Annotated in this window: 25 protein-coding genes and 1 riboswitch; of the genes, 15 read left to right on the forward strand and 10 right to left on the reverse strand. The window is 68.1% G+C overall.

The window, feature by feature from the left end; genetic code table 11:
- Positions 1–80 precede the first annotated feature (80 nt).
- The gene (locus AC07OH_RS04925) at positions 81–992 is read left to right on the forward strand and encodes a LysR family transcriptional regulator (RefSeq protein WP_095947779.1); all 912 of its coding nucleotides are present in this window, start codon (positions 81–83) and stop codon (positions 990–992) included.
- Here AC07OH_RS04925 and AC07OH_RS04930 read toward each other — a convergent pair.
- On the reverse strand, positions 989–1624 hold the full coding sequence (locus tag AC07OH_RS04930; RefSeq protein WP_062475803.1) for a YqhA family protein: 636 nt from the start codon (positions 1622–1624) through the stop codon (positions 989–991). The two genes, AC07OH_RS04925 and AC07OH_RS04930, sit on opposite strands and share 4 nt — an antisense overlap.
- A 153-nt stretch (positions 1625–1777) precedes the next feature.
- Between AC07OH_RS04930 and acs the strand changes: the two genes are divergently transcribed.
- The gene (gene acs, locus AC07OH_RS04935; RefSeq protein WP_495299807.1) at positions 1778–3775 is read left to right on the forward strand and encodes an acetate--CoA ligase; all 1998 of its coding nucleotides are present in this window, start codon (positions 1778–1780) and stop codon (positions 3773–3775) included.
- A 199-nt stretch (positions 3776–3974) separates the two neighbouring features.
- Positions 3975–4475 carry a Signal transduction histidine kinase gene (locus AC07OH_RS04940; protein ID WP_070060479.1) on the forward strand — a complete coding sequence of 167 codons (501 nt, stop codon included), beginning with the start codon at positions 3975–3977 and terminating at the stop codon, positions 4473–4475.
- Between the two features lie 30 nt (positions 4476–4505).
- Here the strand turns inward: AC07OH_RS04940 and AC07OH_RS04945 are convergent, their stop codons facing one another.
- Complete coding sequence (locus AC07OH_RS04945; protein ID WP_495299808.1) at positions 4506–4817, reverse strand: c-type cytochrome; 312 nt, start codon at positions 4815–4817, stop codon at positions 4506–4508.
- A gap of 105 nt (positions 4818–4922) precedes the next feature.
- On the opposite strand from AC07OH_RS04945, the gene AC07OH_RS04950 reads away from it, so the two are divergent.
- On the forward strand, positions 4923–5180 hold the full coding sequence (locus AC07OH_RS04950; RefSeq protein WP_101492947.1) for a TIGR04438 family Trp-rich protein: 258 nt from the start codon (positions 4923–4925) through the stop codon (positions 5178–5180).
- A gap of 46 nt (positions 5181–5226) precedes the next feature.
- Positions 5227–6045, forward strand: coding sequence for a DUF3592 domain-containing protein (locus AC07OH_RS04955; protein ID WP_495299809.1), 819 nt, complete (start codon positions 5227–5229; stop codon positions 6043–6045).
- 7 nt (positions 6046–6052) lie between these two features.
- On the opposite strand, the gene ilvD is transcribed toward AC07OH_RS04955, so the two are convergent.
- Positions 6053–7747, reverse strand: coding sequence for a dihydroxy-acid dehydratase (gene ilvD, locus AC07OH_RS04960; RefSeq protein ID WP_495299810.1), 1695 nt, complete (start codon positions 7745–7747; stop codon positions 6053–6055).
- A gap of 106 nt (positions 7748–7853) precedes the next feature.
- Here ilvD and AC07OH_RS04965 point away from each other — a divergent pair, with 106 nt between their 5' ends.
- Positions 7854–8795 carry a LysR family transcriptional regulator gene (locus AC07OH_RS04965; protein ID WP_495299811.1) on the forward strand — a complete coding sequence of 314 codons (942 nt, stop codon included), beginning with the start codon at positions 7854–7856 and terminating at the stop codon, positions 8793–8795.
- Between the two features lie 3 nt (positions 8796–8798).
- Here AC07OH_RS04965 and AC07OH_RS04970 read toward each other — a convergent pair whose 3' ends face one another.
- Positions 8799–9737, reverse strand: a complete 939-nt coding sequence (locus tag AC07OH_RS04970; protein ID WP_495299812.1) for a LysR family transcriptional regulator — start codon at positions 9735–9737, stop codon at positions 8799–8801.
- Positions 9738–9877: 140 nt separating this feature from the next.
- Between AC07OH_RS04970 and AC07OH_RS04975 the strand changes: the two genes are divergently transcribed.
- The 8 genes from AC07OH_RS04975 to AC07OH_RS05010 all read left to right on the forward strand — a co-directional run bounded on the left by AC07OH_RS04975 (position 9878) and on the right by AC07OH_RS05010 (position 17651).
- Entirely contained in the window at positions 9878–10651 is a 774-nt protein-coding gene (locus tag AC07OH_RS04975; RefSeq protein ID WP_495299813.1) for an SDR family oxidoreductase, read from the forward strand.
- A 42-nt stretch (positions 10652–10693) separates the two neighbouring features.
- Positions 10694–10963, forward strand: a complete 270-nt coding sequence (locus tag AC07OH_RS04980; protein ID WP_492695956.1) for a hypothetical protein — start codon at positions 10694–10696, stop codon at positions 10961–10963.
- Between the two features lie 57 nt (positions 10964–11020).
- Positions 11021–11851 carry a prolipoprotein diacylglyceryl transferase gene (lgt, locus tag AC07OH_RS04985; RefSeq protein WP_495299814.1) on the forward strand — a complete coding sequence of 277 codons (831 nt, stop codon included), beginning with the start codon at positions 11021–11023 and terminating at the stop codon, positions 11849–11851.
- 190 nt (positions 11852–12041) lie between these two features.
- A complete protein-coding gene (locus AC07OH_RS04990; RefSeq protein ID WP_062480546.1) occupies positions 12042–12710 on the forward strand; it encodes a GntR family transcriptional regulator in 669 nt (222 codons plus the stop codon).
- Positions 12711–12750: 40 nt separating this feature from the next.
- On the forward strand, positions 12751–14217 hold the full coding sequence (locus tag AC07OH_RS04995; protein WP_492685539.1) for a malonyl-CoA decarboxylase: 1467 nt from the start codon (positions 12751–12753) through the stop codon (positions 14215–14217).
- A 93-nt stretch (positions 14218–14310) separates the two neighbouring features.
- Complete coding sequence (locus AC07OH_RS05000) at positions 14311–15300, forward strand: Bug family tripartite tricarboxylate transporter substrate binding protein (protein ID WP_495299815.1); 990 nt, start codon at positions 14311–14313, stop codon at positions 15298–15300.
- A complete protein-coding gene (locus tag AC07OH_RS05005) occupies positions 15297–16079 on the forward strand; it encodes an enoyl-CoA hydratase/isomerase family protein (protein WP_495299816.1) in 783 nt (260 codons plus the stop codon). Before AC07OH_RS05000 ends, AC07OH_RS05005 begins: the two co-directional genes overlap by 4 nt.
- Positions 16080–16106: 27 nt before the next feature.
- Positions 16107–17651 carry a malonate--CoA ligase gene (locus tag AC07OH_RS05010; RefSeq protein WP_495300958.1) on the forward strand — a complete coding sequence of 515 codons (1545 nt, stop codon included), beginning with the start codon at positions 16107–16109 and terminating at the stop codon, positions 17649–17651.
- 21 nt (positions 17652–17672) lie between these two features.
- Here the strand turns inward: AC07OH_RS05010 and AC07OH_RS05015 are convergent, their stop codons facing one another.
- Together AC07OH_RS05015 and AC07OH_RS05020 are read right to left on the reverse strand one after the other, a co-directional pair.
- Positions 17673–18737, reverse strand: coding sequence for a phenylacetaldoxime dehydratase family protein (locus AC07OH_RS05015; protein ID WP_495299817.1), 1065 nt, complete (start codon positions 18735–18737; stop codon positions 17673–17675).
- A gap of 20 nt (positions 18738–18757) precedes the next feature.
- On the reverse strand, positions 18758–19762 hold the full coding sequence (locus tag AC07OH_RS05020) for a carbon-nitrogen hydrolase family protein (RefSeq protein WP_492742217.1): 1005 nt from the start codon (positions 19760–19762) through the stop codon (positions 18758–18760).
- Between the two features lie 179 nt (positions 19763–19941).
- On the opposite strand from AC07OH_RS05020, the gene AC07OH_RS05025 reads away from it, so the two are divergent.
- Complete coding sequence (locus AC07OH_RS05025; protein WP_495299818.1) at positions 19942–20907, forward strand: AraC-like ligand-binding domain-containing protein; 966 nt, start codon at positions 19942–19944, stop codon at positions 20905–20907.
- A gap of 45 nt (positions 20908–20952) precedes the next feature.
- Here AC07OH_RS05025 and AC07OH_RS05030 read toward each other — a convergent pair whose 3' ends face one another.
- From AC07OH_RS05030 to AC07OH_RS05045, 4 genes are all read right to left on the reverse strand, one after another.
- Positions 20953–21378, reverse strand: coding sequence for a universal stress protein (locus tag AC07OH_RS05030; protein WP_495299819.1), 426 nt, complete (start codon positions 21376–21378; stop codon positions 20953–20955).
- Between the two features lie 73 nt (positions 21379–21451).
- Positions 21452–22279 carry a sulfite exporter TauE/SafE family protein gene (locus tag AC07OH_RS05035; protein WP_495299820.1) on the reverse strand — a complete coding sequence of 276 codons (828 nt, stop codon included), beginning with the start codon at positions 22277–22279 and terminating at the stop codon, positions 21452–21454.
- A 292-nt stretch (positions 22280–22571) separates the two neighbouring features.
- Positions 22572–22907 (reverse strand): cell division protein ZapA, encoded by a 336-nt coding sequence (locus tag AC07OH_RS05040; RefSeq protein WP_062480529.1) that lies wholly within the window; start codon positions 22905–22907, stop codon positions 22572–22574.
- Complete coding sequence (locus AC07OH_RS05045) at positions 22904–23131, reverse strand: hypothetical protein (protein ID WP_056581479.1); 228 nt, start codon at positions 23129–23131, stop codon at positions 22904–22906. Before AC07OH_RS05045 ends, AC07OH_RS05040 begins: the two co-directional genes overlap by 4 nt.
- 133 nt (positions 23132–23264) lie before the next feature.
- Positions 23265–23504, forward strand: a riboswitch (cobalamin riboswitch).
- The last annotated feature ends 59 nt before the right edge of the window (positions 23505–23563 follow it).

A 23563-nucleotide genomic window follows, 5' to 3' on the forward strand; every position in this document is an offset into this window, starting at 1 on the left:
GGGATGAACCGCATCTTAGGTTTCTGGTTTCGAAAGAAATACCTCGAATTCCGCGCTTCTTTATTCCTAAAATCGTTCGAATGGACCGATTGAACGCAATGCGGGTGTTCGTGACCGTGGTGGACGCGGGCAGCCTCTCGGCCGCGGCCGACAAGCTCGACCTGTCGCGCCCGGTGGTCACGCGCTACGTGGCCGAACTGGAGCAATGGACCGGCGCACGTCTGCTGCACCGCACGACGCGCCGCCTCAGCCTCACGGCGGCGGGCGAAGAGTTGCTGCCACGCTGCCGCCAGGTGCTGGAGCTTGCGGGCGACATGCAGGCGGCGGTGCGCCATCCGGCCGAGGCGCCGAGCGGGCAGCTGCGCATCACCGCCAGCACCTCGTTCGCGCAGGCGCAGCTGGCCGGCGCGGTGGCCGACTACGTGCGGCGCTACCCGGGCGTGGCGGTCGACCTGGTGCTGCTCGACCGCGCGGTGAACCTGGTGGACGAGCGCATCGACCTGGCCATCCGCGTGTCGTCCGAGATCGATCCGAACCTCATCGCGCGCCGGCTCTCGGTGTGCCGTTCGGTGGTCTGCGCAACGCCCGATTACCTGAAGGCACACGGCCAGCCGCAGCGCGTGGAAGAACTGGCGCAGCGCAACTGCCTCACGCATTCGTATTTCGGCCGCAGCCTGTGGAACTTCACGCGCAAGGCCGACGGCCTGCCGGTCTCGGTGGCCGTGGCCGGCAACCTCTCGACCAATGACGCGGCCAGCCTGATGGCGTTGGCGCGGGCCGGAGCGGGCATCGCGATGCTGCCCACCTATCTGACGTCGGGGTTGCTGCAATCGGGCGAGCTGGTGTCGCTCTTTCCCGATCACGAGCCGCAGGTGCTGGGGGTGTATGCGGTGTACGCCTCGCGCAAGCACATGCCGTCTGCGCTGCGCACCTTGCTCGATTTCCTGGCCGAGCGCTTCACCGAAGTGCCGGCCTGGGACACGCCTTCCTAGTGGTGGGCGTTGGCGGCGGCCGCCTCGTTCATCAGTTTGTCGGTGTAGGCGATGGCCATGGCCGAGAACAGGAACGCGATGTGGATCACGGTCTGCGCGATCAGCACCTTGTCGGTGTAGTTGTCCGCGTTGATGAAGGTCTTGAGCAGGTGGATCGAGCTGATGCCGATGATGGCGGTGGCCAGCTTCACCTTGAGCACCGAGGCGTTCACGTGGCTCAGCCACTCGGGCTGGTCCTGGTGGCCTTCGAGGTCCATGCGGCTCACGAAGGTCTCGTAGCCGCCCACGATCACCATGATCAGCAGGTTGGAGATCATCACCACGTCGATCAGCGCCAGCACCACCAGCATGATCACCGTCTCGTTGAGCGCGCCGACCGGTGCGGTGGTCTTGTAGCCGATGCTCGCGATCAGGGCCTGCAGCGCGTCCTTGTTGCCGAAGGCGGCTTCGACCAGGTGCAACAGCTCGACCAGGAAGTGCACCACGTACACACCCTGCGCCACGATCAGCCCCAGGTACAGCGGCAGCTGCAGCCAACGGCTCGCGAAGATGAGCCGGGGCAGGGGCTTCAGCGGGGAACTGCGCGCTGGTACGGGCGCGTTCCGGGCGTCGAAAGGATCGGGGGCGGACATGGGGAGTAAGAAGACAGGTGTAAAAAGTCGGGCGATTCTAGAGGTCTCCCAGTGACGCACTCGTGATAACCCTGCGAACTAACATCGACCCCGTCAGTGGCCCGTAAGTGCGTGCCCCGACATTACGGCCGCATTCAATCAGGAGACAAGAGCATGAGCAGCGCATCGAAGAACATTGAATCCGTCCTGGTCGAGAACCGTGTGTTCCCGCCCGACGCCCGCGCCACCGAAGGCGCCCGCATTGCCGGCATGGCCGCCTACGAGGCGCTGTGCAAGGAAGCCGAACAGGACTTCGAAGGCTTCTGGACCCGCCTGGCCAAGGACAACCTGCAGTGGACGAAGCCCTTCACCCGCACCCTGGACGAATCGAAGGCGCCGTTCTACGAATGGTTCGGCGACGGTGAACTCAACGCCAGCGCCAATTGCCTGGACAAGCACATCGGCACCCCCGTCGAGAGCAAGACCGCCATCGTCTTCGAAGCCGACGACGGCGCCGTCACCCGCGTCACCTACAAGGAGCTGCTGGCCCGCGTGAGCCAGTTCGCCAACGCGCTCAAGGCGCAGGGCATCCGCAAGGGCGACCGCGTCATCATCTACATGCCGATGACCATCGAAGGCGTGGTCGCCATGCAGGCCTGCGCGCGCATCGGCGCCACCCACAGCGTGGTGTTCGGCGGCTTCTCGGCCAAGGCGCTGCAGGAGCGCATCATCGACGCGGGCGCGGTGGCTGTCATCACCGCCAACTACCAGCTGCGCGGCGGCAAGGAACTGCCGCTCAAGGCCATCGTGGACGACGGCATCGCACTGGGCGGTTGCGACACGCTCAAGACCGTGCTCGTGTACGAGCGCACCCCCACCGCGTGGAACCGCGTCGAGGGCCGCGACAAGACCTTCACCGAAGCGCTGGCCGGGCAGAGCACCGAGTGCGCGCCCGTGCCGGTCAATGCCGAGCACCCGCTGTTCATCCTCTACACCTCGGGCTCCACCGGCAAGCCCAAGGGCGTGCAGCACGCCACCGGCGGCTACCTGCTGTGGGCCAAGCTCACGATGGACTGGACCTTCGACATCCGCCCCGAAGACCTGTTCTGGTGCACCGCCGACATCGGCTGGATCACCGGACACACCTACGTTGCCTACGGCCCGCTCGCGGCCGGTGCCACGCAGGTCGTGTTCGAAGGCATCCCGACCTTCCCGCATGCGGGCCGCTTCTGGGAAATGATCCAGAAGCACAAGGTCTCGATCTTCTACACCGCGCCCACCGCCATCCGCTCGCTCATCAAGGCGGCCGAAGGCGACGAAAAAGTGCACCCGAAGAACTGGGACCTGACCAGCCTGCGCATCCTCGGTTCGGTCGGCGAGCCGATCAACCCCGAGGCGTGGATGTGGTACCACCGGAACATCGGCGGCGAGCGCTGCCCGATCGTCGACACCTTCTGGCAGACCGAGACCGGCGGCCACGTCATCACGCCGCTGCCGGGCGCCACGCCGCTGGTGCCGGGCTCGTGCACCTTGCCGCTGCCGGGCATCATGGCCGCCATCGTCGACGAGACGGGGAAAGACCTGCCCAACGGCGCCGGCGGCATGCTGGTCATCAAGCGGCCGTGGCCCTCGATGATCCGCACGATCTGGAACGACCCCGAGCGCTTCAAGAAGAGCTACTTCCCCGAAGAGATGGGCGGCACGATCTACCTGGCCGGCGACGGCGCGGTGCGCAGTGCCGACCGCGGCTACTTCCGCATCACGGGCCGCATCGACGACGTGCTCAACGTGTCGGGCCACCGCCTGGGCACGATGGAAATCGAATCGGCGCTGGTGTCCAAGACCGACCTCGTGGCCGAAGCCGCGGTGGTGGGGCGTCCCGACGACGTGACGGGCGAGGCCGTGTGCGCCTTCGTCGTGCTCAAGCGCGCGCGCCCGACCGGCGAGGAAGCCAAGCAGATCGCCAACGAGCTGCGTGCCTGGGTCGCCAAGGAAATCGGCCCCATCGCCAAGCCCAAGGACATCCGCTTCGGCGACAACCTGCCCAAGACGCGCAGCGGCAAGATCATGCGGCGCCTGCTGCGCAGCATCGCCAAGGGCGAGGCGATCACGCAGGACACCTCGACGCTCGAGAATCCGGCGATCCTCGACCAGTTGTCCGAGACGAACTGACCTCCGCGATTGGCCGAATCCGGCCAATCCGGAACAGTTGTCACGAACCTGCTGTATCGAGGTGTAGGACATGGCCGTTTGTGCGGCCGTGTGCACCAAAGCGGGCTCCTTGCTGAGGTAAAACCGATGTCGTTACCGCGCGCCACGACAGGCGCGCGGCTTTTGTCATCGTGATCGGTTGTTTGCAAGGAGGCGCCACATGGGCGTGAGATCCGCTTTTCTTTTTGTCATCGTGCTGCTCATCGCGGGGCTTGCCGCGCTGAACTGGGGCACGTTGTCCGCACCCACTGACGTGTGGCTCGGCTTCATGAGCGTGTCGGCGCCGCTGGGGCTGATCATGCTGGGGCTCACGGCCGTGCTCGCGGCCTTCTTCCTCGTGTACGTGCTGTACCTGCACAGCTCGGTGCTGCTGGAGACCAAGCGCCACACGAAGGAAATGCAGACCCAGCGCGACCTCGCCGACAAGGCCGAGGCCTCGCGCTTCACCGAGCTGCGCAACTTCCTGGAAGCGCAGGAGAAGCAGCACATGTCGCACAACGCCGATCGGCACACGGCGCTGCTGGCGCGCATGGATCAGCTGGAAAGCGCGGTCAAGCTGCGTTCGGACCAGACCGACAACACGGTGGCCGCGCACATCGGGCAGCTCGAGGACCGCATCGAGCGCCGTCCGCTGCCCAGCGACATCAACCCGAGCATCTGACCGGGCGCGCCGCGCGCTTCGTTTCTCTGATTACTTCGTCGACAGCACCCAGGCCGCGAGCTTCTTCGCATCGGCTTCGCTGACTTGGTTGTTGGCCGGCATCGGCACCGGGCCCCACACGCCCGAGCCGCCCTTGATGATCTTGGTGGCCAGCGTGTTGGCCGCACCCTTGTCGTCCTTGTACTTGGCCGCGATGTCCTTGAACGACGGCCCGAGCACCTTGCGTTCGACCGCGTGGCAGCTCATGCAGTTCTTCGACGTGGCAAGGGCCAGGTCGGCAAAGGCGGGCGCCGCGAGGCCGAGGCCCAGGCCCAGGGCTGCCATCAACATCGTTCTTTTCATGGGGCTGTTTTCGTAAGGGCTGAGTTACATTCGATCAACGCGATTGTAGGTAGCGCGGTGCACACGCACCGGCGGCGATACCGACCAACTCGGAGGGTATTCGCGATGTGGTTTCTGCTCTTGGGCCTGCTTGGTATAGCCCTCAAATATTTCGAAGTGGGCATGGTCGCCGGCTGGAGCTGGTGGATCGTGCTGAGCCCGTTCGCGCTGGCGCTGGCCTGGTGGGCCTGGGCCGATTCGTCGGGCTACACCAAGCGCAAGGTCATCGAGCGCGAAGAGCGGCGCAAGCAGGCGCGCATCGACCGCCAGAAGACCAACATGGGCCTGCGCACCAGCAACGGTCAACAGCGCCCGCGCCGCTGACCAGGCGGCCCCGTCACCTGCGCCGCATGCCGACAGGACGCGCGCCATGGACGACGAAGCCGCCACCCACGCCTTGCTCGTCTTCGGGCTGTCGCTGCTGGTCGGGCCGGCTGTCGGCGCGCTGGTCGGGCGCTTCAAGACCTTCTTCTGGGGCGCCGGCGTTGGCGCCTTGCTGATCGGCTGCGCCGGCCTGTACGGCGCGGTCACGGTGGGTTGGCAGCGCTACCAGTCGATCGCGGGCACGGCCAGCACGCAGGGCAGCCTGATCGAGTTCGTGGAAGAGCGCAGCAAGGACAGCAAGGGCTACGTCACCACCACGCGCGCGCCCCTCGTCGAATACACCGCCGCCGACGGGCAGAAGCGCCGCGTCAAGGGCCTGGGCGGCAGTCTGTCGGACAAGGAGTGGGGCGATGCGGTCGAGGTGCGCTACAGCACCGCCGACCCGGCCCAGGCGCTGGTGGCCGACTTCCAGAACATGTGGGGCATCGTCTGGGGGCTCGGCCTCTTCGGCGGCTTTCCGACGATGTTCGGCCTGTTCTTCACCGGCATGGCGCTCAAGGAAGGCCGCAGGGGCCGGCCGGCGCCGGTGCGCGAGCCGACGCCCACGCAGAAGAAATGGCGCATGCGCGGCACGGTGCTGGCGAACGTGGTGTTCCTGGCCGGCTTCGCGCTGGTGTTTCTCTATCCCGACGACAGTGCGATGAAGCAGTTCGGTGCGGGTTTTCTCACCATCGGCGCGGGGGCGCTGCTGCACTTCGTCGTGCAGAGCTTTCCCCCGGCGATGGACTTCGAAGCCCGAGGCATCTTCGCGATCGTCGGCCTGGGCTTTGCGGCCTTCGGCTACGGCGCGTGGATGATGGGCTGATGCCGCTTCAGAACTTGTCGAGCACCGCACCCGAGCTCGCGCTCGAGGCGTTGAACGCGAACTTGGCTTGCACGCCGCGCGTGTAGCGCGGGGCCGGCGGCGTCCAGCCTTCGCGGCGCTTGGCCAGCTCGGCTTCGGGCACGTTCAGTTCGAGCACCAGCTTGTGCGCGTCGATGGTGATCGAGTCGCCTTCGTTGACGAACGCGATCGTGCCGCCGGCCGCCGCTTCGGGCGCCACGTGGCCGACCACCATGCCCCAGGTGCCGCCCGAGAAGCGCCCGTCGGTGATGAGGCCGACGCTCTCGCCCAGGCCCGCGCCGATCAGCGCACCCGTGGGGGCCAGCATTTCCGGCATGCCCGGGCCGCCCTTGGGGCCGAGGTAGCGTAGCACCATCACGTCGCCGGCGACGATCTTGCCGGCCAGGATGGCCTGCAGCGCCGACTGCTCGTCGTCGAACACGCGGGCCGGGCCGGTGATGACCGGGTTCTTTAGGCCGGTGATCTTGGCGACTGCGCCTTCGGGCGACAGGTTGCCCTTCAGGATGGCCAGGTGGCCTTCGTCGTACATCGGCTTGTCGATGGGGCGGATCACGTCCTGGTCGGCACGCGGCACGTCGGGCACGTCCTTGAGCACTTCCTCGATGGTCTGACCGCTGATGGTGATGCAGTCGCCGTGCAGCAGGCCGGCCTTGAGCAACACCTTCATGACCTGCGGAATGCCGCCGGCCTGGTGCAGGTCGACCGCGAGGTACTTGCCCGAGGGCTTCAGGTCGCAGATCACGGGCACCTTCTTGCGCATGCGCTCGAAGTCGTCGATGGTCCAGTCCACACCGGCCGTGTGCGCGATCGCCAGGAAGTGCAGCACCGCGTTGGTCGAACCGCCGGTGGCCATGATGACTGCCACGGCGTTCTCGATGGCCTTCTTGGTCACGATGTCGCGCGGCTTCAGGTCTTTCTTGATGGCCTCGATCAGCACCTTGGCCGATTCCTTGGCCGAGTTGGCCTTTTCGTCGTGCGGGTTCGCCATGGTCGACGAGTAGGGCAGCGAGATGCCCAGCGCCTCGAACGCGCTCGACATGGTGTTGGCCGTGTACATGCCGCCGCACGAGCCCGTGCCGGGAATGGCACGCTTCTCGATCTCGAGCAGGTCTTCGTCGCTCATGTTGCCGGCGGCGTTCTGGCCCACGGCCTCGAACACGCTGACGATGTTCAGGTCCTGGCCCTTGTAGCGGCCCGGCAGGATGGTGCCGCCGTAGACGTAGATGGCGGGCACGTTGGCGCGCAGCATGCCCATGAGACCGCCGGGCATGTTCTTGTCGCAGCCGCCGACCACCAGCACGCCGTCCATCCACTGGCCGCCGACGCAGGTCTCGATGCAGTCGGAGATGACTTCGCGGCTCACCAGCGAGTACTTCATGCCTTCGGTGCCCATCGCCATGCCGTCGGAGATGGTGGGGGTGCCGAACACCTGCGCGTTGCCGCCGGCTTCCTCGATGCCCGCGATGGCCGCGTCGGCCAGCTTCTGCAGGCCCGAGTTGCAGGGCGTGATGGTGCTGTGGCCGTTGGCGACGCCGACCATCGGCTTCTTGAAGTCGCCTTCCTCGTAGCCCATGGCGTAGAACATCGAGCGGTTGGGGGCGCGGCTCTTGCCTTCGGTGATGTTCGCGCTGCGGCGATTGATCTGGATGGTCTTGGTGTCCATGGTGTCTCTTCTGTCGTGGGGAGATCGTGAGGGGGAGCGCCAAGTATCGGACTTCTGATTGATTGGTTCCAATCCAATTTGAAGCATGGATTGATATGCTCAGCGTATGAATGAAGCCCTCATCGACCTGCGCGCCTGGCGTCAGTTCGTGGCCGTGGCCGAAGAACTGCACTTCGGCCGCGCCGCCCTGCGCCTGCACATGACGCAGCCGCCGGTCACGCAGGCCATTGCCCAGCTCGAGAAAACGCTGGGCGTGGTGCTGTTCGACCGCACGCGCCGCCGCGTGGCGCTCACGCCGGCCGGCGAAGCGCTGCTGCCCGACGTGCGCGAGCTGCTGGCGCGTGCCCAGGCGCTGCCGGCGCGGGCGCGTGCGGCCGCGGCGGGGCAGGTGGGGCGCGTGCGCATCGCCTTCGTTTCGACGGTCGGGTTCGAGCAGCTGCCGGCCTGGGTGCGCGAGTTCCGCGTGCTGTGCCCCGAGGTGGCGCTGGAGCTGGTCGAGGCCACCGGCGACGTGCAGCTCGAAGCCTTCGCGCGCGGCGAGATCGATGCCGGCCTGATGCTGCATTCGCCGGGCGCCGCGCCGCCGGGGCTGGCCTGCCTGCCGGTCGAGGTGGAGCCGCTGGTGCTCGCGCTGCCCGCCCAGCACCGGCTGGCCGAGGCGCGGCCCGTGCCGCTGGCCGAGGTGCTGGACGAGCCGCTGGTGATCTTTCCGCGCCGCATCGTGCCCTCGCTGCACGACGCGATCTTCGACCTGTACCACGCGGCCGGGCGCACGCCCCGGGTGGCGCAGGAGGCGATCCAGATGCAGACCATCGTCAACCTCGTGTCGGGCGGCATCGGCGCGGCCTGGGTGCCGCACAGCGTGATGCAGTTCCGGCGCGCGGGCGTGGTCTACCGGCAGGTCCACGAGTTCAAGGGCGTGGGGCGCCGCCGCGTGACGCTGCCGGTGTGCGAGACCAGCCTCGTGTGGCCCGCGCAGGCGGCGCACCCGGCGCTGGCGCGCTTCGTGGCCTTCGTGCGCGAGCGGGCCGGGCGCGTGCCGGCGTAAGGCTCAGGCGCTGCGCGCCGCCCGGCCGGCGGGCGAGGGCGCATCGAGCGAGGCCGCCAGCAGCGCATCGAGCCAGCCCGCGAAGGCCTGCACCCGCCGCGACAGATTGCGCCGGTGCGGGTAGACCAGGTGCACCGGCAGCGGCTCGGCGCGCGCGTCGGGCAGCACTTCCACCAGCTCGCCGGCCGCCAGGTGCTCGCGCACGTCGTAGGCCGGGATCTGGATCAGGCCCAGCCCGGCCAGCGCGCAGGCGATGTAGGTCTCGGCGTTGTTCGCCGCCACCTGGCTGCGCAGGCGCAACACCTGGGTCTCGCCGTCGCGCACTTGCCACTCCCAGGGCGCGGCCCGGCCGCTGGTCGGCGAGGCGTAGTTGACCGCCATGTGCTGCGGCAGGTCGGCCGTCGTGCGCGGCGTGCCGTGACGCGCGAGGTAGGCGGGGCTGGCGCAGTTGATGAGCGTGAAATACCCCAGCGGCCGGGCCACGAGGCTGCTGCTGGCGAGCGGGCCGACGCGCAGGGCGCAGTCCACACCTTCGAGCACGAGGTCGACCGCGCGGTCGCTGGAACCGAGTTCCAGTTCGACCGCCGGGTGGTGCGCAAAGAAGTCGGGCAACGCCGGCGCGATCAGCAGGCGCGCGATGCGGCTGGGCACGTCGACCTTGAGCCGGCCGCTCACGCTGCTGTGCGCGGGCTGGAACTGCTGCTCCATGTCTTCCATGTCGGCCACCAGCGCGCGGGCCCGCTCGAGCAGCACCTCGCCGTCGGGCGTGAGGCCCACGCGGCGTGTGGTGCGGTGCAGCAGGCGCGAACCCAGGCGCGCCTCGAGCTGCTGGATGGCGGTCGAGATGGTGGCGCGCGGCAGGGCCAGCCGGTCGGCGGCGCGCGTGAAGCTGCCGGTTTCGGCCACGCGCAGGAAGACCTGGAGGAGTTCGATGCGGTCCATGGCGGCGGGGCTGATTGTTCGTGGTTTTCAGAACAGTCTAGCCTTGAATGAATGATTTATCTGCAACTTGGCGATCAATAGACTGGCGGCTCGTCACACATCCCGTCCCGGGTCTTTCACTCACTCAGAGGAATCCATCCATGTCCGCACGCACGCTCACGAACAAGGTCGCCGTCATCGCCGGCGGTGGCAAGAACCTCGGTGCCCTCATCGCCCACCAACTGGTCGACGGCGGCGCCCGCGGCATCGCCATCCACTACAACAGCGACGGCTCGCGCGGCGAGGCGGAGCAGACGGCCGCCGCGCTGAAGGCCAAGGGCGCCGACACGCTGCTGGTGCAGGGCGACCTCGCCGTGGTCGAGAACAACGTGAAGCTGTTCGACCAGGCCGTGAAGCACTTCGGCCAGGTCGACCTGGCGATCAACACGGCGGGCGTGGTGATCAAGAAGCCGATCCTGGACATCACCGAGGCCGACTACGACAAGAGCTTCGACGCCAACGCCAAGGCGGCCTTCTTCTTCATCCAGCAGGCCGGCCGCACCATGGCCGACGGCGGCAGCATCGTGACGCTGGTGAGCTCGCTGCTGGCGGCCTACACGCCGTTCTATGCCATCTACCCGGCGGCCAAGGCGGCGGTGGAGCACTACACGCGCGCGGCCTCCAAGGAGTTCGGCGACCGCGGCATCTCGGTGAATGCCATCGGCCCGGGCCCGATGGACACGCCGTTCTTCTACGGCCAGGAAAGCCCCGAGGCCGTGGCGTACCACAGCAGCGCCGCCGCGCTCAGCAAGTACTCGAAGAAGGGCCTCACCGACATCGAGGACATTGCGCCCATCGTGCGCTTCCTGGTCACCGAAGGCTGGTGGATCACGGGCCAGACCATCTTCGCCAACGGTGGCTACACCACGCGCTGACCCGCCGATATCCGGCAAGATGCGCCCAGGAGGGCAACGCAGATGCACACAGTCATGGTGATGGGAGGCGGCTTCGCGCTGCTGGTGGTGTTTCTTCTGGCCGGCCGCTTCATGGGCGACGGCTCGACGATGGCGCTGGCCGCGGCGGCCAAGTGGTTCATTCCGGCGTGGTTCGTCGGCGCGGGCATCAACATGGCCGTGGGCGTGCTCAAGGCCGGGTACTCGGTGGCCGAGGAGCTGCCGATCTTCCTGTTCATCTTCGCGGTGCCGGCCCTGGTGGCGGGGTTGCTGTGGTGGAAGTTCGGGCGCTGACATTGCCCTGAATGCCCCCGTGGCGGCGGCGTCATTGCGCCACGGCACAATCGTCGGATGCTCATGTATCCGCAGATCAATCCCATCGCCTTGCAGCTGGGGCCGGTGGCCATCCACTGGTACGGCCTGACCTACCTGGCGGCCTTCGCGCTGTTTTACTTTCTGGGCACGCGCCGCCTGCACCACGAGCCGTTCCGCTCGCTGGCCACGGCCGGCGTGTGGCAACGCAAGGACATCGAGGACATCCTGTTCCTGGGCGTCATGGGCGTGATCGTCGGCGGCCGGCTCGGCTACTGCCTGTTCTACAAGCCCGAGTACTACCTCACGCATCCGCTCGAGATTCTTTATGTGTGGCAGGGCGGCATGAGCTTCCATGGCGGCCTGCTCGGCGTGATCGGCGCCATGGTGTGGTTCTCGCGCTCGCGTGCGCGGCCGTTCTGGCAGGTGATGGACTTCGTCGCGCCTTGCGTGCCGACCGGCCTGGCCGCAGGCCGCGTGGGCAACTTCATCAACGGCGAGCTGTGGGGCCGCTTCAGCAGTCCCGACCTGCCCTGGGGCATGGTGTTCCCGCAAAGCGGTTCGATGCTGCCGCGCCATCCGTCGCAGGTCTACCAGTTCCTGCTCGAAGGCCTGCTGCTGTTCGTCGTGATGTGGCTCTATGCGCGCAAGGAGCGCAAGCAGGGGCAGGTGGCCGCCGTGTTCCTCATCGGCTATGGCGTGCTGCGCTTCGTGGCCGAGTACTTCCGCGAGCCCGACGATTTCCTGGGCCTGCGCGCGCTCAGCCTGAGCCAGGGCCAGTGGCTCAGCGTGCCGATGGTGATCGGTGGCATCGCGCTGTGGATCTGGTTCGGCCGCGCCGGAAAGACCGGCAGCACCGCGCGCGCCTGATCTTTCAGACCCCCGCATAACGCGGCGCAGCACCTTCGGGTGCGCGCCGCTTTTTTTCGTCCGTCTCAGGGTAATTCCGGGCCGCAAGGGCAGGGCGCGGCCCTTGCATTGCGTTAACCATGCACTCACAATTATGCGTAATTACAGGAAATTACGCGAAACGCCCACCGACTTTCCGAGTCCTCAACGCATGCGCCTGGTCCCCAATTCCCTCCACGACGAAGTCGCCGCCACGCTGCGCGAGCAGATCTTCGACGGCACGCTGTCGCCCGGCAGCTTCGTGGACGAGGTGGCCCTGTGCGAGCGGCTGTCGATCTCGCGCACGCCGCTGCGCGAGGCGCTGAAGGTGCTCACGGCCGAAGGCCTGCTGCGCCACGAGCCGCGCCGCGGCTGCTTCGTGAACGAGGTGACCGAGCGCGACCTGGACGAGATCTTTCCGGTCATCGCGCTGCTCGAAGGGCGCTGCGCCTACGAGGCCGCGCGCAACGCCAGTGACGCCGAGTTGAACGAGCTCGACGCGCTGCACGAGCGCCTGGTGCGCCACGCCAAGGCGCGGCGCATCAACGACTACTACGCCACCAACCACATCATTCACGAGGCGATCATCAAGCTCGCCGACAACAAGTGGCTGGCCCAGGTGATCGGCGACCTGCGCAAGATCCTGAAGCTGGCGCGGCTGCAGCAGCTGCACGCGCCGGGGCGGCTCGACCAGAGCCTGTCGGAGCACCTGGCCGTGTTCGCGGCGCTCAAGGCACGCGACAGCGAAGGCGCCGACGCCGCCATGCGCACCCACATGACGCGCCAGCGCGAAGCCTTGCGCGAAGTGATGCAACAGCAGAAATCCCGGGTGATGCCGTGACAGGCGCCACCCATCCAGCCAACGGCACAGGAGCAGATCGATGAGTGCGACCGAGTGGTTCCAGGCGCGCCTGCGCATGGGCGAATCGTCCAAGGTTCCCGTGGCGAGCAACGGCGCCACGAAAGGCCCGGCCCGCCACACGCCCAAGCCCAGCGCCCGCACCACCGCCGAGCGGCTGCAGGCCACGCTGCGCAAGGCCGACGAGGCGCTGTCGCCGCGCACGCTGCGCCGCGTGCTGGCCGAGCTGCAGGCGGTGATCGATCCGCGCGTGAGCGAGGTCGAGGGCGGCCGCCGCGCCCATGCCATCGCGCAGGCCTACGCCGGCGCCTCGCCCGAAGAGCGCCGCGACTACTGGGCGCTCATGAGCGAGCATTTCGCCGCCGACGCGGGCAAGCTCAAGAGCGCGCGCGATCAGCACCAGAGCGCCGTCGGCACGCCCGACGAAGGGCAGGCCGAGCTGCGCCTGCGCCGCGCGCTGGTGTCGCCGCGCATGCGGCTGCTGCAGCGCTTCGCGGTCGAGCCCGGCGGCATGCGCTTCCTGGTCGACCTGCGCGCCGACCTGCTGCCGTGCCTGAAGTCCGACAAGCGCCTGCTCGCGCTCGAGGCCGAGCTGGAGCACCTGTTTTCCACCTGGTTCGACGTGGCTTTTCTCGAGCTGCGCCGCATCGACTGGAACTCGCCGGCCTCGCTGATCGAGAAGCTCATCCGCTACGAGGCGGTGCACGACATCAAGAGCTGGTCCGACGTGAAGAACCGGCTCGATGACAGCGACCGCCGCTGCTACGGCTTCTTCCATCCGCGCCTGCCGAACGAGCCGCTCATCTTCGTCGAGGTGGCGCTGGTCGACCGCATCAGCGAAGGCATCATGCCGCTGCTCGACGAGGCCGCCGTGCCGGTGCAGCCGGCCAAGGCGACCACCGCGATCTTCTATTCGATCAGCAACACGCAAACCGGCCTGCGCGGCGTGAGCTTCGGCGACTCGCTCATCAAGCGCGTGGTCGAGACCCTGCAGGACGAACTGCCGCGCCTGAAGACCTTCGCCACGCTGTCGCCCATTCCGGGCCTGCGCGCGTGGCTCGCCAAGAACGCCGCCGAGCTGCTGCCGCGCCTGGACGAGAAGCGCGAAGCCGAACTCGGCCGCCTCGTCGGCTCGGTGCCGCCCACGGCCGAGCGCCTGCTGGCGGCGGTCGATGCGGCCGCAGAACTCGACGCGAAATCGCCGCTGCGCCAGTGGCTGCTGCAGGCCACCGCCGAGTACCTGGGCCGCACGCTGGTCGACGGCACGCCGGCCGACCCGGTGGCGCGCTTTCACCTGGGCAACGGCGCGCGCGTCGAGCGGCTCAATTGGGCCGGCGACCCGTCGGCCAAGGGGCTCAAGCAGTCGTACGGCCTCATGGTCAACTACCTGTACGACCTCAAGCGCCTGGACCGGCATCGCACCTGGCTGGCCGAAGGCAAGATCGCGGTTTCGGGAGACATCGAAGGCCTGTTCCTCAAAAAAGGCTGAGTCCGTTCGCTTCGCCGCGGCAGCGCTGCGGCCCGCACCTTGACCGCCGGAGGGCGGCAACATCTACAACGACGACGACAGGAGACGAGACAGATGACGCAACAGAGTTTTCAACGACGCGATGTGCTGCGCGTCGCCGCAGCAGCCGGGGCCGTGGCCCTGTGCGGTGGCGCACGTGCCCAGGGCTGGCCGACCAAGCCCGTGACCATGGTGGTGCCGTTCCCGGCCGGCGGAGGCACCGACGCCTTCGCGCGCCCGCTGTCGGCGCAGTTCTCCCGCGCGGCAGGCCAGACGCTGGTCATCGACAACCGCGGCGGCGCGGGCGGCACCGTGGGCGCGAGCATCGCGGCCAAGCTGCCGGCCGACGGCTACTCGCTCTTCATGGGCGCCGTGCACCACGCGATCGCGCCGTCGATCTACCCCAAGCTCGACTACGACCTCGAGAAAGACTTCGTGCCGCTGATGCTGCTGGCCAACGTGCCGCAGGTGGTGGTGGTCAACCCGAAGCGGGTGCAGGCCGCGACCATCCAGGAGCTGATTGCCACCGCCAAGCGCAACCCCGGCAAGCTCAACTACGGCTCGGCCGGCTCGGGCACCTCGCACCACCTGGCGGGCGAGTTGTTCAAGCTGCAGACCGGCACCTTCATCACGCACATTCCGTACCGCGGCGCGGGTCCGGCGCTGTCCGACCTGATCGCGGGCAACGTCGACCTGATGTTCGACGGGCTGGGTTCTTCCGCGCAGCACATCAAGGGCGGCCGCATCAAGGCGCTCATGGTGGCCGGCGCCAAGCGCAACCCCGCGTTCCCCGACGTGCCCTGCGCCGCCGAGGTCGGCCTGCCCGACTACACCGTCACCACCTGGTACGGCCTGTGGGCGCCCAAGGGCACGCCGGCCGAAGCGCAGACGCAGATCATCGACACGATGAAGAAGGCGCTGGGCACCGACGAGCTGAAGGCCATCTGGGCACAGAACGGCTCCGAGATCCCGAACGTCACGACCGCCGCCTACGGCCGCTTCGTCAACGCCGAGATCAAGCGATGGGCGACCGTCGTGAAGGCCTCGGGCGCCAAGCTCGAATGAGCGAGCGGCAGGTCTCGCTGCGCCGCGACGGCGCTGTGGCGCTCGTCACGCTGTCGAACCCGGGGCGTCTCAATGCGATGACGCGCGCCATGTGGCGCGCGTTGCGCGCCGTGTTCGACGACCTGCACGGCGACACCGCGCTGCGCTGCGTCGTCGTGCGCGGGGAGGGCGGTGCCTTCTGCGCGGGCGGCGACATCTCCGAGTACCCCTCGTTCCGCTTCGAGGAAGCGAGCCTGCGCGAATTCCACGAGAACGAAGTCTGGGCCGCGCTGCAGGCGATGCTCGACTGCCCGCTGCCGCTGGTGGCCCAGATCGAAGGCGCCTGCATGGGCGCCGGCGTCGAGATCGCCAGCTGCTGCGACATCCGCCTGGCCGGCGCGTCGGCGAAGTTCGGCGCGCCCATCGCGAAGCTGGGCTTTCCGATGGCGCCGCGCGAAGCCGCGCTGGTGCATGGCGCCATCGGCGACGTGCTGGCGCGCGACATGCTGCTGGCCGCCGGCGTGCATGGCGCGCAGCGGCTGTACGACGCCGGCTTTCTCTTGCACGTGCTGCCCGACGCCGAGGTGCCGGCCGCTGCGCAGGCGCATGCGGCGCGCATTGCCGCGCTGTCGCCCCAGGCCGCGCGCTTGCACAAGGCCACCTTCACCGCACTCAAGAGTGGCGGCGCGGCGGCACAGCAGCTGCTGGCCACCGCGTACGACTATGCCGACACCGCCGAGCACCGCGAAGGCATCGAGGCCTTCCTGGGCAAGCGCCCTCCGAATTTCCGCTCTTCCTGAGCCTGCCGTTCGATGATGACGAAGATGATGAAGACGAAGTCCTCCCCCAACGCCAACCTGTTCGCCGCCTTGCGCGCCGCCTTTCCCGCTGACCTCGATGCCATCGCGGTCGAGACCGACAACGGCCTGCACTATTCGTGGCGCGACCTCGACCGCGCCAGCGCGATGATCGCCAACCTGCTCGACGGCCTGAAGCTCGAGAAGGGCGCGCGCGTCGCCGTGCAGGTCGAGAAATCGGTCGAAGCCATGCTGCTGTACCTCGCGACCTTGCGCGCGGGCTACGTGTTCCTGCCGCTCAACACGGCCTACCAGAGCGCCGAGATCGAGTACTTCATCGGCAATGCCGAGCCCGCCGTAGTCGTGTGCACCGGCCGCAACGCGGCCTGGGTGCGCCCCATCGCCGAGGCGGCCGGCACGCGCCATGTGTTCACGCTGGACGACGACCGCACCGGCACGCTGCTCGATGCGGCGGCGCGCTGCAGCGACCGCCACACCGTGGCGCTCAAGAAGCCCGACGACCTCGCCGCCATCCTGTACACCAGCGGCACCACCGGCCGCAGCAAGGGCGCGATGCTCACGCACCGCAACCTGCTGTCGAACGCCGAAGTGCTCAAGGACTACTGGGGCTGGACGAAGGGCGACGTGCTGATTCACGCGCTGCCGATCTTCCACGTGCACGGCCTGTTCGTGGCGCTGCACGGCGCGCTGCTCAACGGCAGCAAGATCCTGTGGTTCTCGAAGTTCGACCCCAAGCGCATCGTCGCCAAGCTGCCCGAGGCCACCGTGTTCATGGGCGTGCCCACGCTCTACGTGCGCCTGCTGGCCGAGCCGGGCCTCACGCGCGAGGCGGTGCGCACCATGCGCCTGTTCGTCGCGGGCTCGGCGCCGCTGCTCATCGAGACCTTCGACGAATGGCGCGAGCGCACCGGCCACACCATCCTCGAACGCTACGGCATGAGCGAGACCGCCATGCTCACGTCCAACCCGTATGACGCCAAGAAGGGCGAGCGCCGCGGCGGCACCGTCGGCTTCGCGCTGCCCGGCGTGCAGCTGCGCGTGCGCGACGACGAGGGCAAGGACCTGCCGGTCGACGAGATCGGCGGCATCCAGGTGAAGGGCCCCAACGTGTTCGCCGGCTACTGGCGCATGCCCGAGAAGACGAAGGAAGAATTCACCGCCGACGGCTTCTTCAAGACCGGCGACGTGGGCAAGATCGATGCGCGCGGCTACATCACTATCGTCGGGCGCAGCAAAGATTTGATCATCAGCGGCGGCTACAACGTCTACCCGGCCGAGATCGAGGGCTACATCAACGAGATGGCCGGCGTGGCCGAAAGCGCCGTCATCGGCGTGCCGCATCCCGACTTCGGCGAGGTGGGCGTGGCCATTGTGATCCCCAAGGGCGGCGCCACGATCGACGCCGACGCCATCGTGGCCGAGCTCAAGGCCAAGCTGGCGAACTTCAAGATCCCGAAGCGCTGCTTCGTCGTGCCGGAACTGCCGCGCAACACGATGGGCAAGGTGCAGAAGGCGCTGCTGCGCGCCGAGCACAAGGGACTGTTCGCCGCCTGAGCCCCGCCGCGCGCCCGGGCTTCAGGCGGGGGGCGCGAGCCCGTTCATCAGCCCGCTGCGCGCGTGGCAGTTGATGTACTCGTAGCTCTGCTCGTCGGCCTTGAGCACCGACACCTCGTGGTACAGGCGCAGGCGCAGCTCGAAGTTCAGCGCCTGCACGTAGCGCATGAAGCTGCCGAAGATCGCGACGTGTGTCGGGTGCGACTCGGCCCAGCGCTCCATGTCGGCCAGCGAGCGCCAGTAGCTCAGGCCGAAGGACTTCTGCAGCGGTGCACCGTGTGCGTCGAGGTGGTGCATGAAGCGGTTGCTGTAGCAGCCGATGGGCAGGCCCTGGTCGCGCAGGAAGTCCATGCCGTCGCGCAGCACCGGGGCCATGTCTTCCAGGTAGCGCTGGCGTTCCTGGCCGCTGGTCTCGGTCCATTCCTGGCCCGAACGGATCATCGCGAGGTGCGCGTGGCCCGCGATGCGCACGCGCTGACCCGGTGCAGGCGTGCCGGCGATCACCGCGCGCGTGCCCGAAGGCGCGAGCGCGTCGGCCTGCGCGAGCGGGAGCCGATCGCGCATCGACCCCCAGTAGCCGTGCTCCTGCAGTTCGCCGCTCACACCGCCCATCACCACGCCGATGCCCTCGAGGCGGTCGGGCGTGCTGAACAGGGTCTCGAAGTGCGCAGCACGCGGGGAAGCGATTTCTCGGAAGTAGCCGAGGCCCTCGTGCAACCGCTCGTTGGCGTTCCACCAGGCTTCGACGGCGGGCGTGGCACACCAGCGCGCGAACGCCGCCGCATCGCGCCAATAGGCGATGGCGATCAGGTTGTCGTACCCGTCGGCGTCCACGCAATGGGCCAGGTCGTGGTGACCGGGGCCGTCGGGCAGGGCGAAGTCGCCAGCGATTTTCAGGAGCGCGGCGCAGGCCCGGCCCTGCATCGCCGGACCGCGCGACTGCACGCCGAAATAGCCCATCACGACCTGGGTCGTCGCCACGGGCGCGCGCGCCGACCAGCCGGGGTAGGGCGGGGTGTGGTCGCCTGCCACGCGACGCTCGCGGGTGCGCGGGCAGCGCAGGTGCTCGGGAATGGCCGATTCCATGGTGCGGCTCCGTGGTCGGCTCAGGCCACGACCGGCTCGGGCACGCTGCCCTCGGGCTCCGGCGTGAGCTGCACCACCACGGGCGTGCGCCGCGTCTTGTTCAGCAGCAGCTGTGTGACGTCGGGCCGCGAATAGTGGCCGCTCGGATCGGCCGCCGCCTTGGCGAGCGCGATCATCCCGAGGTCGATGTCGGCGATCACCAGGCCCTCGGCGTCTTCGGCCAGCGGCGTGCCCAGTGGCGAACCGTCCGGGCCGTAGATGCGCGCATGCCCGCCGCCGACGCCCAGCATCTGCCGCTTGCCGTCGTCGGTGCACATCAGCTCGCTCATGGCCTTCGACACCGTGGCGCAAGGCGCGATGACGAAGCAGCCGCCCTCGACCGCATACACCTGGCTCGCGGCGTTGTTGACCTCATGGCCCAGCGCGTAGGCCGCGCCGCGGTAGAGCGAGAAGCTCGGCCATGCGCCGCAGTGGATCTGCTCGTTCTGCGCGTACATCGCGTACTTGCTCAGCGGCTGCAGGTGTTCCCAGCAGCACAGCGAGCCGATGTTGCCCAGCGGCGTCTGGACCACGTGCAGGTCGGCGCCGTCGCCTTCGCCGAACACGGTGCGTTCCACGTGCGTGGGCTTGAGCTTGCGGCGCGTCTGCACGGTACGACCCTGGTCGTCGATCAGCGCCTGCGCGATGTACAGGCTGCCCGCCGCTTTCTCGCTGTAGCCGAGCGAGAGCCAGATCTTGTGCTGGCGCGCCGCCGCCTGCAGGCGTTCGAACTCGGGCGAGCCGATGACCAGCGAGTTGTCGTGGTAGCGCTGCACGAACTGCATGCCCCAGGCCGGCGAGTCGAGCCAGACCCACCACGGGTAGCCCGGGACCCAGGTCTCGGGAAAGGCGATGAGCTGCACACCCTGTTTCGCGGCCTGCGCCATGAGGTCGATGGTCTTGTCGATGGTGGCGTCGAGGTCGAGGAACACAGGCGCGGCCTGCACGGCGGCGACGCGGAGCTGGGGGTGGACGGTGGTCGGCATGGGGTGTTCTCCAGGGGGCAATGAACGTAACGAAATCCCCACTGTGCGCACCGGGTTTGCGCGGTGGCATGCGGGTTGCATGAAGCGTAAATTCGCGCCGCCGGAACGCCTTGACCCGGATTGGCGGCGTTCTTGTTCCAGCGTTGCATGTGCCTTGCGAAGGCCTTCCGAGGACCCCGATGACCCCCTTGCTCAGCACCGATGCCGTCCCGCGCGAGCAGCGGCTCGCGTACTGGACCGACATGATCTGCAACGTCTACGTGCAGCTCGAATGCGACGCGGTGCGCACCGGCGGGGGTGGCGACTTCGAGGGCAGCATCCGCCAGCACGCGCTGCCCGGCCTCGGCATGTCGGTCGTGACCTCGCGGGCGCAGAAGGTGATGCGCACGCCGGGCCACATCGCGGCGTCGAGCGACGACTGTTTTCTCGTGAGCATCCAGGCGCGCGGGCAAGGCGTGGTGCGCCAGGACGGACGCGACGCCGTGCTCGGCGCCGGCGACTTCGCGCTGTACGACAGCACGCGGCCTTATCAATTGCTGTTCGACCGGCCCTTCGAGCAGATCGTGCTCAAGCTGCCCGGCGAGCGGCTGCGCAGCGAACTGCGCGACACCGAAGCGCTCACGGCCACCACGGTGTCAGGGCGCGAGGGCGCGGGGCACCTGCTGCTGGGCATGATCCGCACGCTGCGCGAGGACTTCGACGCGCTGCAGCCGGCCTCGGCGCTGGCGGTGGCCCATGGCGTGCAGAACATCTTGGTGGCCGGCTTGCAGACGCTGCCTGCGGCGCACGCACCGGCGCTCAGCAAGCTCACGGCGTACCACCTCGCGCGCGTGAAGCAGCGCATCGACGAGCAGCTGGCCGATCCGACGCTGTCGGTGGGCACGCTGGCGGCGCAGCTGGGCATGTCGGTGAGCCACATCCACCGCGTGTTCAAGAGCGAGCCGCTGACGCCCTCGCAGTACATCTGGGAGCGCCGGCTCGACGCATGCAGCCGCGACCTGCTGGAGCCGCGCCTGGCAGGGCGGCCGGTGGGAGAGATCGCGTACGGGAGAGGGTTCAACGACGCGGCGCATTTCAGCCGCGCGTTTCGCGAGCGCTTCGGGTGCTCGCCGCGCGAATGGCGGCGGCAGCGCTCGCAGCCATGACCGCGGCCACGGCGCATCGGCCGTCGCCGCGGTGGCCGGGGCTGCTTACTGGACCAACAACACCGAGATGTCGGTCTCGGCCACGACCTTGGTCGCGACCGAACCCATCAGCGCGCGGCCCAGGATGCCGTGGCCGTGCGTGCCGAGAACGATCAGCTCGGCCTTCGATTCGGTGGCCGACTTGAGGATTTCCTCGGCCGCGTGGCCGTGGCGCGCGTCGGCCTTGAAGTTGGTCACGCCCTTGTCGGCGAACCAGGCCTTCACCGGGTCGAGCACCTTGGCGTTTTCCTCGGCGTAGTAATCGGTGACGATTTCCTTGCTGAGGTGCCGTGCCACGTGGCCGGAGATGCCAGTGCAGACATTCACCACCACCAGCTCATGGCCGTCCACGAACATGGCGCGGTTGGTCAGCAGGTAGTTGAGGGCTTTTTGCGTGTAGGCGCTGCCGTCGACTGCGATGAGGATTTTCATGGCTTTCCTTGTACGACTGTGAAGAACTGCCACATAGGATGGCACAGGAAAGCCAGCGAGTGTTTGATATGCCTCAGCCCCGCAGGCCCTTCCAGAGCATGTAGGCGGCCAGCAGGTACAGGATGCTCGCGAACACGCGCTTGAGCTTTTTCACCGGCAGGCTGTGCGCGGCCCTGGCGCCCAGTGGCGCGGTGAACACGCTGCAGGCCGCGATCACCACGAGCGCGGGCAGCCAGATGTAGCCGAAGGCGCCGGCCGGCAGACCCTGCACCGACTGGCCGCTGAGCACGTAGCCCAGCACGTTGGCCACGGCGATCGGAAAGCCCAGCGCCGCGCTGGTCGCCACCGCGTTGTGGATCGCCACGTTGCACCAGGTCATGAACGGCACGCTGATAAAGCCGCCGCCCGCGCCCACCAGGCCCGAGATGAAGCCGATGATGCCGCCCGCCGCGAGCTGGCCGCTGGTGCCCGGCATCTGCCGCGTGGGCTTGGGCTTCTTGTCGAGGAACATCTGCGTGGCCGAGAAGCCCACGAACAGCGCGAAGAAGATGGCCAGCGCCGTGCCCTTGAGCAGCGCGAACACGCCCAGGCTGCCCGCGAGGCTGCCGATGACGATGCCGGGGGCCAGGCGCTGCACGATGTCCCAGCGCACCGCGCCGCGCTTGTGGTGCGCGCGCACGCTGGACACCGACGTGAAGATGATCGTCGCCATCGAGGTCGCGATCGCCATCTTCACTGCCAGGTCGGCCGGCACGCCGCGCTGGCCCATGATGATCGTGATGAACGGCACCATCAGCATGCCGCCGCCGATGCCCAGCAGGCCGGCGAGGAAACCGGTGCCCAGGCCGAGCGCGGCGAGTTCGGCGATCAGGAGCGGGTCGAGCAGGGCAGCGAGGTTCACGGGAGGATGGGGAAAGAACGAGCGGCTGAAAAAGCAACGGCCCCGAGCGGTGAGGCAGGGGGCCGTGGCGGGAAAAGGTGTCTGCAGATGGTGTGCCGGACCCGCATCCTGAACCAGGGTTCAGGTGGGCGAGGGCAGCAGGACTTCGGGTTCATCTGACGCGAGATGATCACGCCCGTCAAGCGATGTACCAAGCCCGGCTCCGGAGAGCATTGGAACAAGGAAATATTAAGCCCGACACGTCTGCAGACAAAACGGATTTTACGCCCCGGATGTGCCGGGCCGCGCGCCCTCAGAGCAAATGTCCATCGCCCGCCAGGGCCTGATCGAGTCTCTGAATGAGCTGGGCGGCCTTCGGGTCGGTGTCGGTGGCGGTTTCTTCCGTGCTGCTGGCCGCGACGGGGGCCGGTGCGGCGGCAGCAGCGGCCTGCTGGGCCGCGAGATCGAAAGCCAGGTTCAGCGAGGCGAGCACGGCGATGCGGTCGCGTGCCTTCACCTTGCCCGCGTCGCGGATCTTGCACATGGCCGCGTCCACGCGGTCGACGGCCTCGCGCAGTTGCGCTTCGCCGCCGTCGGGACAGCCGAGCAAATAGCTCTGGCCCATGATCTGTACTTCAATCTGCTTCATGCGTGATGGGAATCTTCGGAAGGGGGTTCGGCCGGCAGCCGTTCGAGCAGGGCATCGAGGCGGGTGCGGGCCGCGGCGAGCCGCGACTTCAGGCCGTCGCGTTCACGCGTGAGCGCATCGACCTGTTCCTGCAGCAGCGCGTTGGTGCGCTGCACCTCTTCGTGACGCACGAGCAGGCGTTCCACACGCTCGGCGATCTGGTCGATGGGGCTGGAGGCGGGCATGGTTGGCGATTGTAGTTTCCCGGGAATTCGGAAGGTCTGGCGCACCGCGCGGGGCGCGCACCGGACGTGGCCGAGATTCTGGGGCCTGCGCCGTCCGTGATCAAACCCGGTGTGGCGTGCCCGCCCCGTGGGCCTAAAATCTCGCCCGTTGGTGCTCGCGGCGTGGTTCGCACGGCGCAGTTCAACGGGAAGCAGGAGTGGACGCCCCCCGGGGCCGAAGCCGCCTGCGCTGCCCCCGCAACGGTCAAGCAGACGACGCCGCAACGCGTCACCCCTTTCCATCCAGCCACTGGGCGCCCTGAAACAGGTGCCTGGGAAGGCGGCAAAGGGTCGATCTGCCAGCCCGGATACCGGCCAACAAGGCGGCTGCCGCATCGGCAGCCATGACGCCCATGGCGCCGGCGGGGAAGCCGGCCAGGGCATAGAAGTTCG

The organism is Variovorax sp. GW821-FHT10C12 (assembly GCF_059415405.1).

Bases quoted from the DNA above. Each gene is read 5' to 3' on its own strand.
- AC07OH_RS04925 (WP_095947779.1), top strand. From the start codon at position 81: ATGGACCGATTGAACGCAATGCGGGTGTTCGTGACCGTGGTGGACGCG.
- AC07OH_RS04930 (WP_062475803.1), bottom strand. From the start codon at position 1,624: ATGTCCGCCCCCGATCCTTTCGACGCCCGGAACGCGCCCGTACCAGCG.
- acs (WP_495299807.1), top strand. From the start codon at position 1,778: ATGAGCAGCGCATCGAAGAACATTGAATCCGTCCTGGTCGAGAACCGT.
- AC07OH_RS04940 (WP_070060479.1), top strand. From the start codon at position 3,975: ATGGGCGTGAGATCCGCTTTTCTTTTTGTCATCGTGCTGCTCATCGCG.
- AC07OH_RS04945 (WP_495299808.1), bottom strand. From the start codon at position 4,817: ATGAAAAGAACGATGTTGATGGCAGCCCTGGGCCTGGGCCTCGGCCTC.
- AC07OH_RS04950 (WP_101492947.1), top strand. From the start codon at position 4,923: ATGTGGTTTCTGCTCTTGGGCCTGCTTGGTATAGCCCTCAAATATTTC.
- AC07OH_RS04955 (WP_495299809.1), top strand. From the start codon at position 5,227: ATGGACGACGAAGCCGCCACCCACGCCTTGCTCGTCTTCGGGCTGTCG.
- ilvD (WP_495299810.1), bottom strand. From the start codon at position 7,747: ATGGACACCAAGACCATCCAGATCAATCGCCGCAGCGCGAACATCACC.
- AC07OH_RS04965 (WP_495299811.1), top strand. From the start codon at position 7,854: ATGAATGAAGCCCTCATCGACCTGCGCGCCTGGCGTCAGTTCGTGGCC.
- AC07OH_RS04970 (WP_495299812.1), bottom strand. From the start codon at position 9,737: ATGGACCGCATCGAACTCCTCCAGGTCTTCCTGCGCGTGGCCGAAACC.
- AC07OH_RS04975 (WP_495299813.1), top strand. From the start codon at position 9,878: ATGTCCGCACGCACGCTCACGAACAAGGTCGCCGTCATCGCCGGCGGT.
- AC07OH_RS04980 (WP_492695956.1), top strand. From the start codon at position 10,694: ATGCACACAGTCATGGTGATGGGAGGCGGCTTCGCGCTGCTGGTGGTG.
- lgt (WP_495299814.1), top strand. From the start codon at position 11,021: ATGCTCATGTATCCGCAGATCAATCCCATCGCCTTGCAGCTGGGGCCG.
- AC07OH_RS04990 (WP_062480546.1), top strand. From the start codon at position 12,042: ATGCGCCTGGTCCCCAATTCCCTCCACGACGAAGTCGCCGCCACGCTG.
- AC07OH_RS04995 (WP_492685539.1), top strand. From the start codon at position 12,751: ATGAGTGCGACCGAGTGGTTCCAGGCGCGCCTGCGCATGGGCGAATCG.
- AC07OH_RS05000 (WP_495299815.1), top strand. From the start codon at position 14,311: ATGACGCAACAGAGTTTTCAACGACGCGATGTGCTGCGCGTCGCCGCA.
- AC07OH_RS05005 (WP_495299816.1), top strand. From the start codon at position 15,297: ATGAGCGAGCGGCAGGTCTCGCTGCGCCGCGACGGCGCTGTGGCGCTC.
- AC07OH_RS05010 (WP_495300958.1), top strand. From the start codon at position 16,107: ATGAAGACGAAGTCCTCCCCCAACGCCAACCTGTTCGCCGCCTTGCGC.
- AC07OH_RS05015 (WP_495299817.1), bottom strand. From the start codon at position 18,737: ATGGAATCGGCCATTCCCGAGCACCTGCGCTGCCCGCGCACCCGCGAG.
- AC07OH_RS05020 (WP_492742217.1), bottom strand. From the start codon at position 19,762: ATGCCGACCACCGTCCACCCCCAGCTCCGCGTCGCCGCCGTGCAGGCC.
- AC07OH_RS05025 (WP_495299818.1), top strand. From the start codon at position 19,942: ATGACCCCCTTGCTCAGCACCGATGCCGTCCCGCGCGAGCAGCGGCTC.
- AC07OH_RS05030 (WP_495299819.1), bottom strand. From the start codon at position 21,378: ATGAAAATCCTCATCGCAGTCGACGGCAGCGCCTACACGCAAAAAGCC.
- AC07OH_RS05040 (WP_062480529.1), bottom strand. From the start codon at position 22,907: ATGAAGCAGATTGAAGTACAGATCATGGGCCAGAGCTATTTGCTCGGC.
- AC07OH_RS05045 (WP_056581479.1), bottom strand. From the start codon at position 23,131: ATGCCCGCCTCCAGCCCCATCGACCAGATCGCCGAGCGTGTGGAACGC.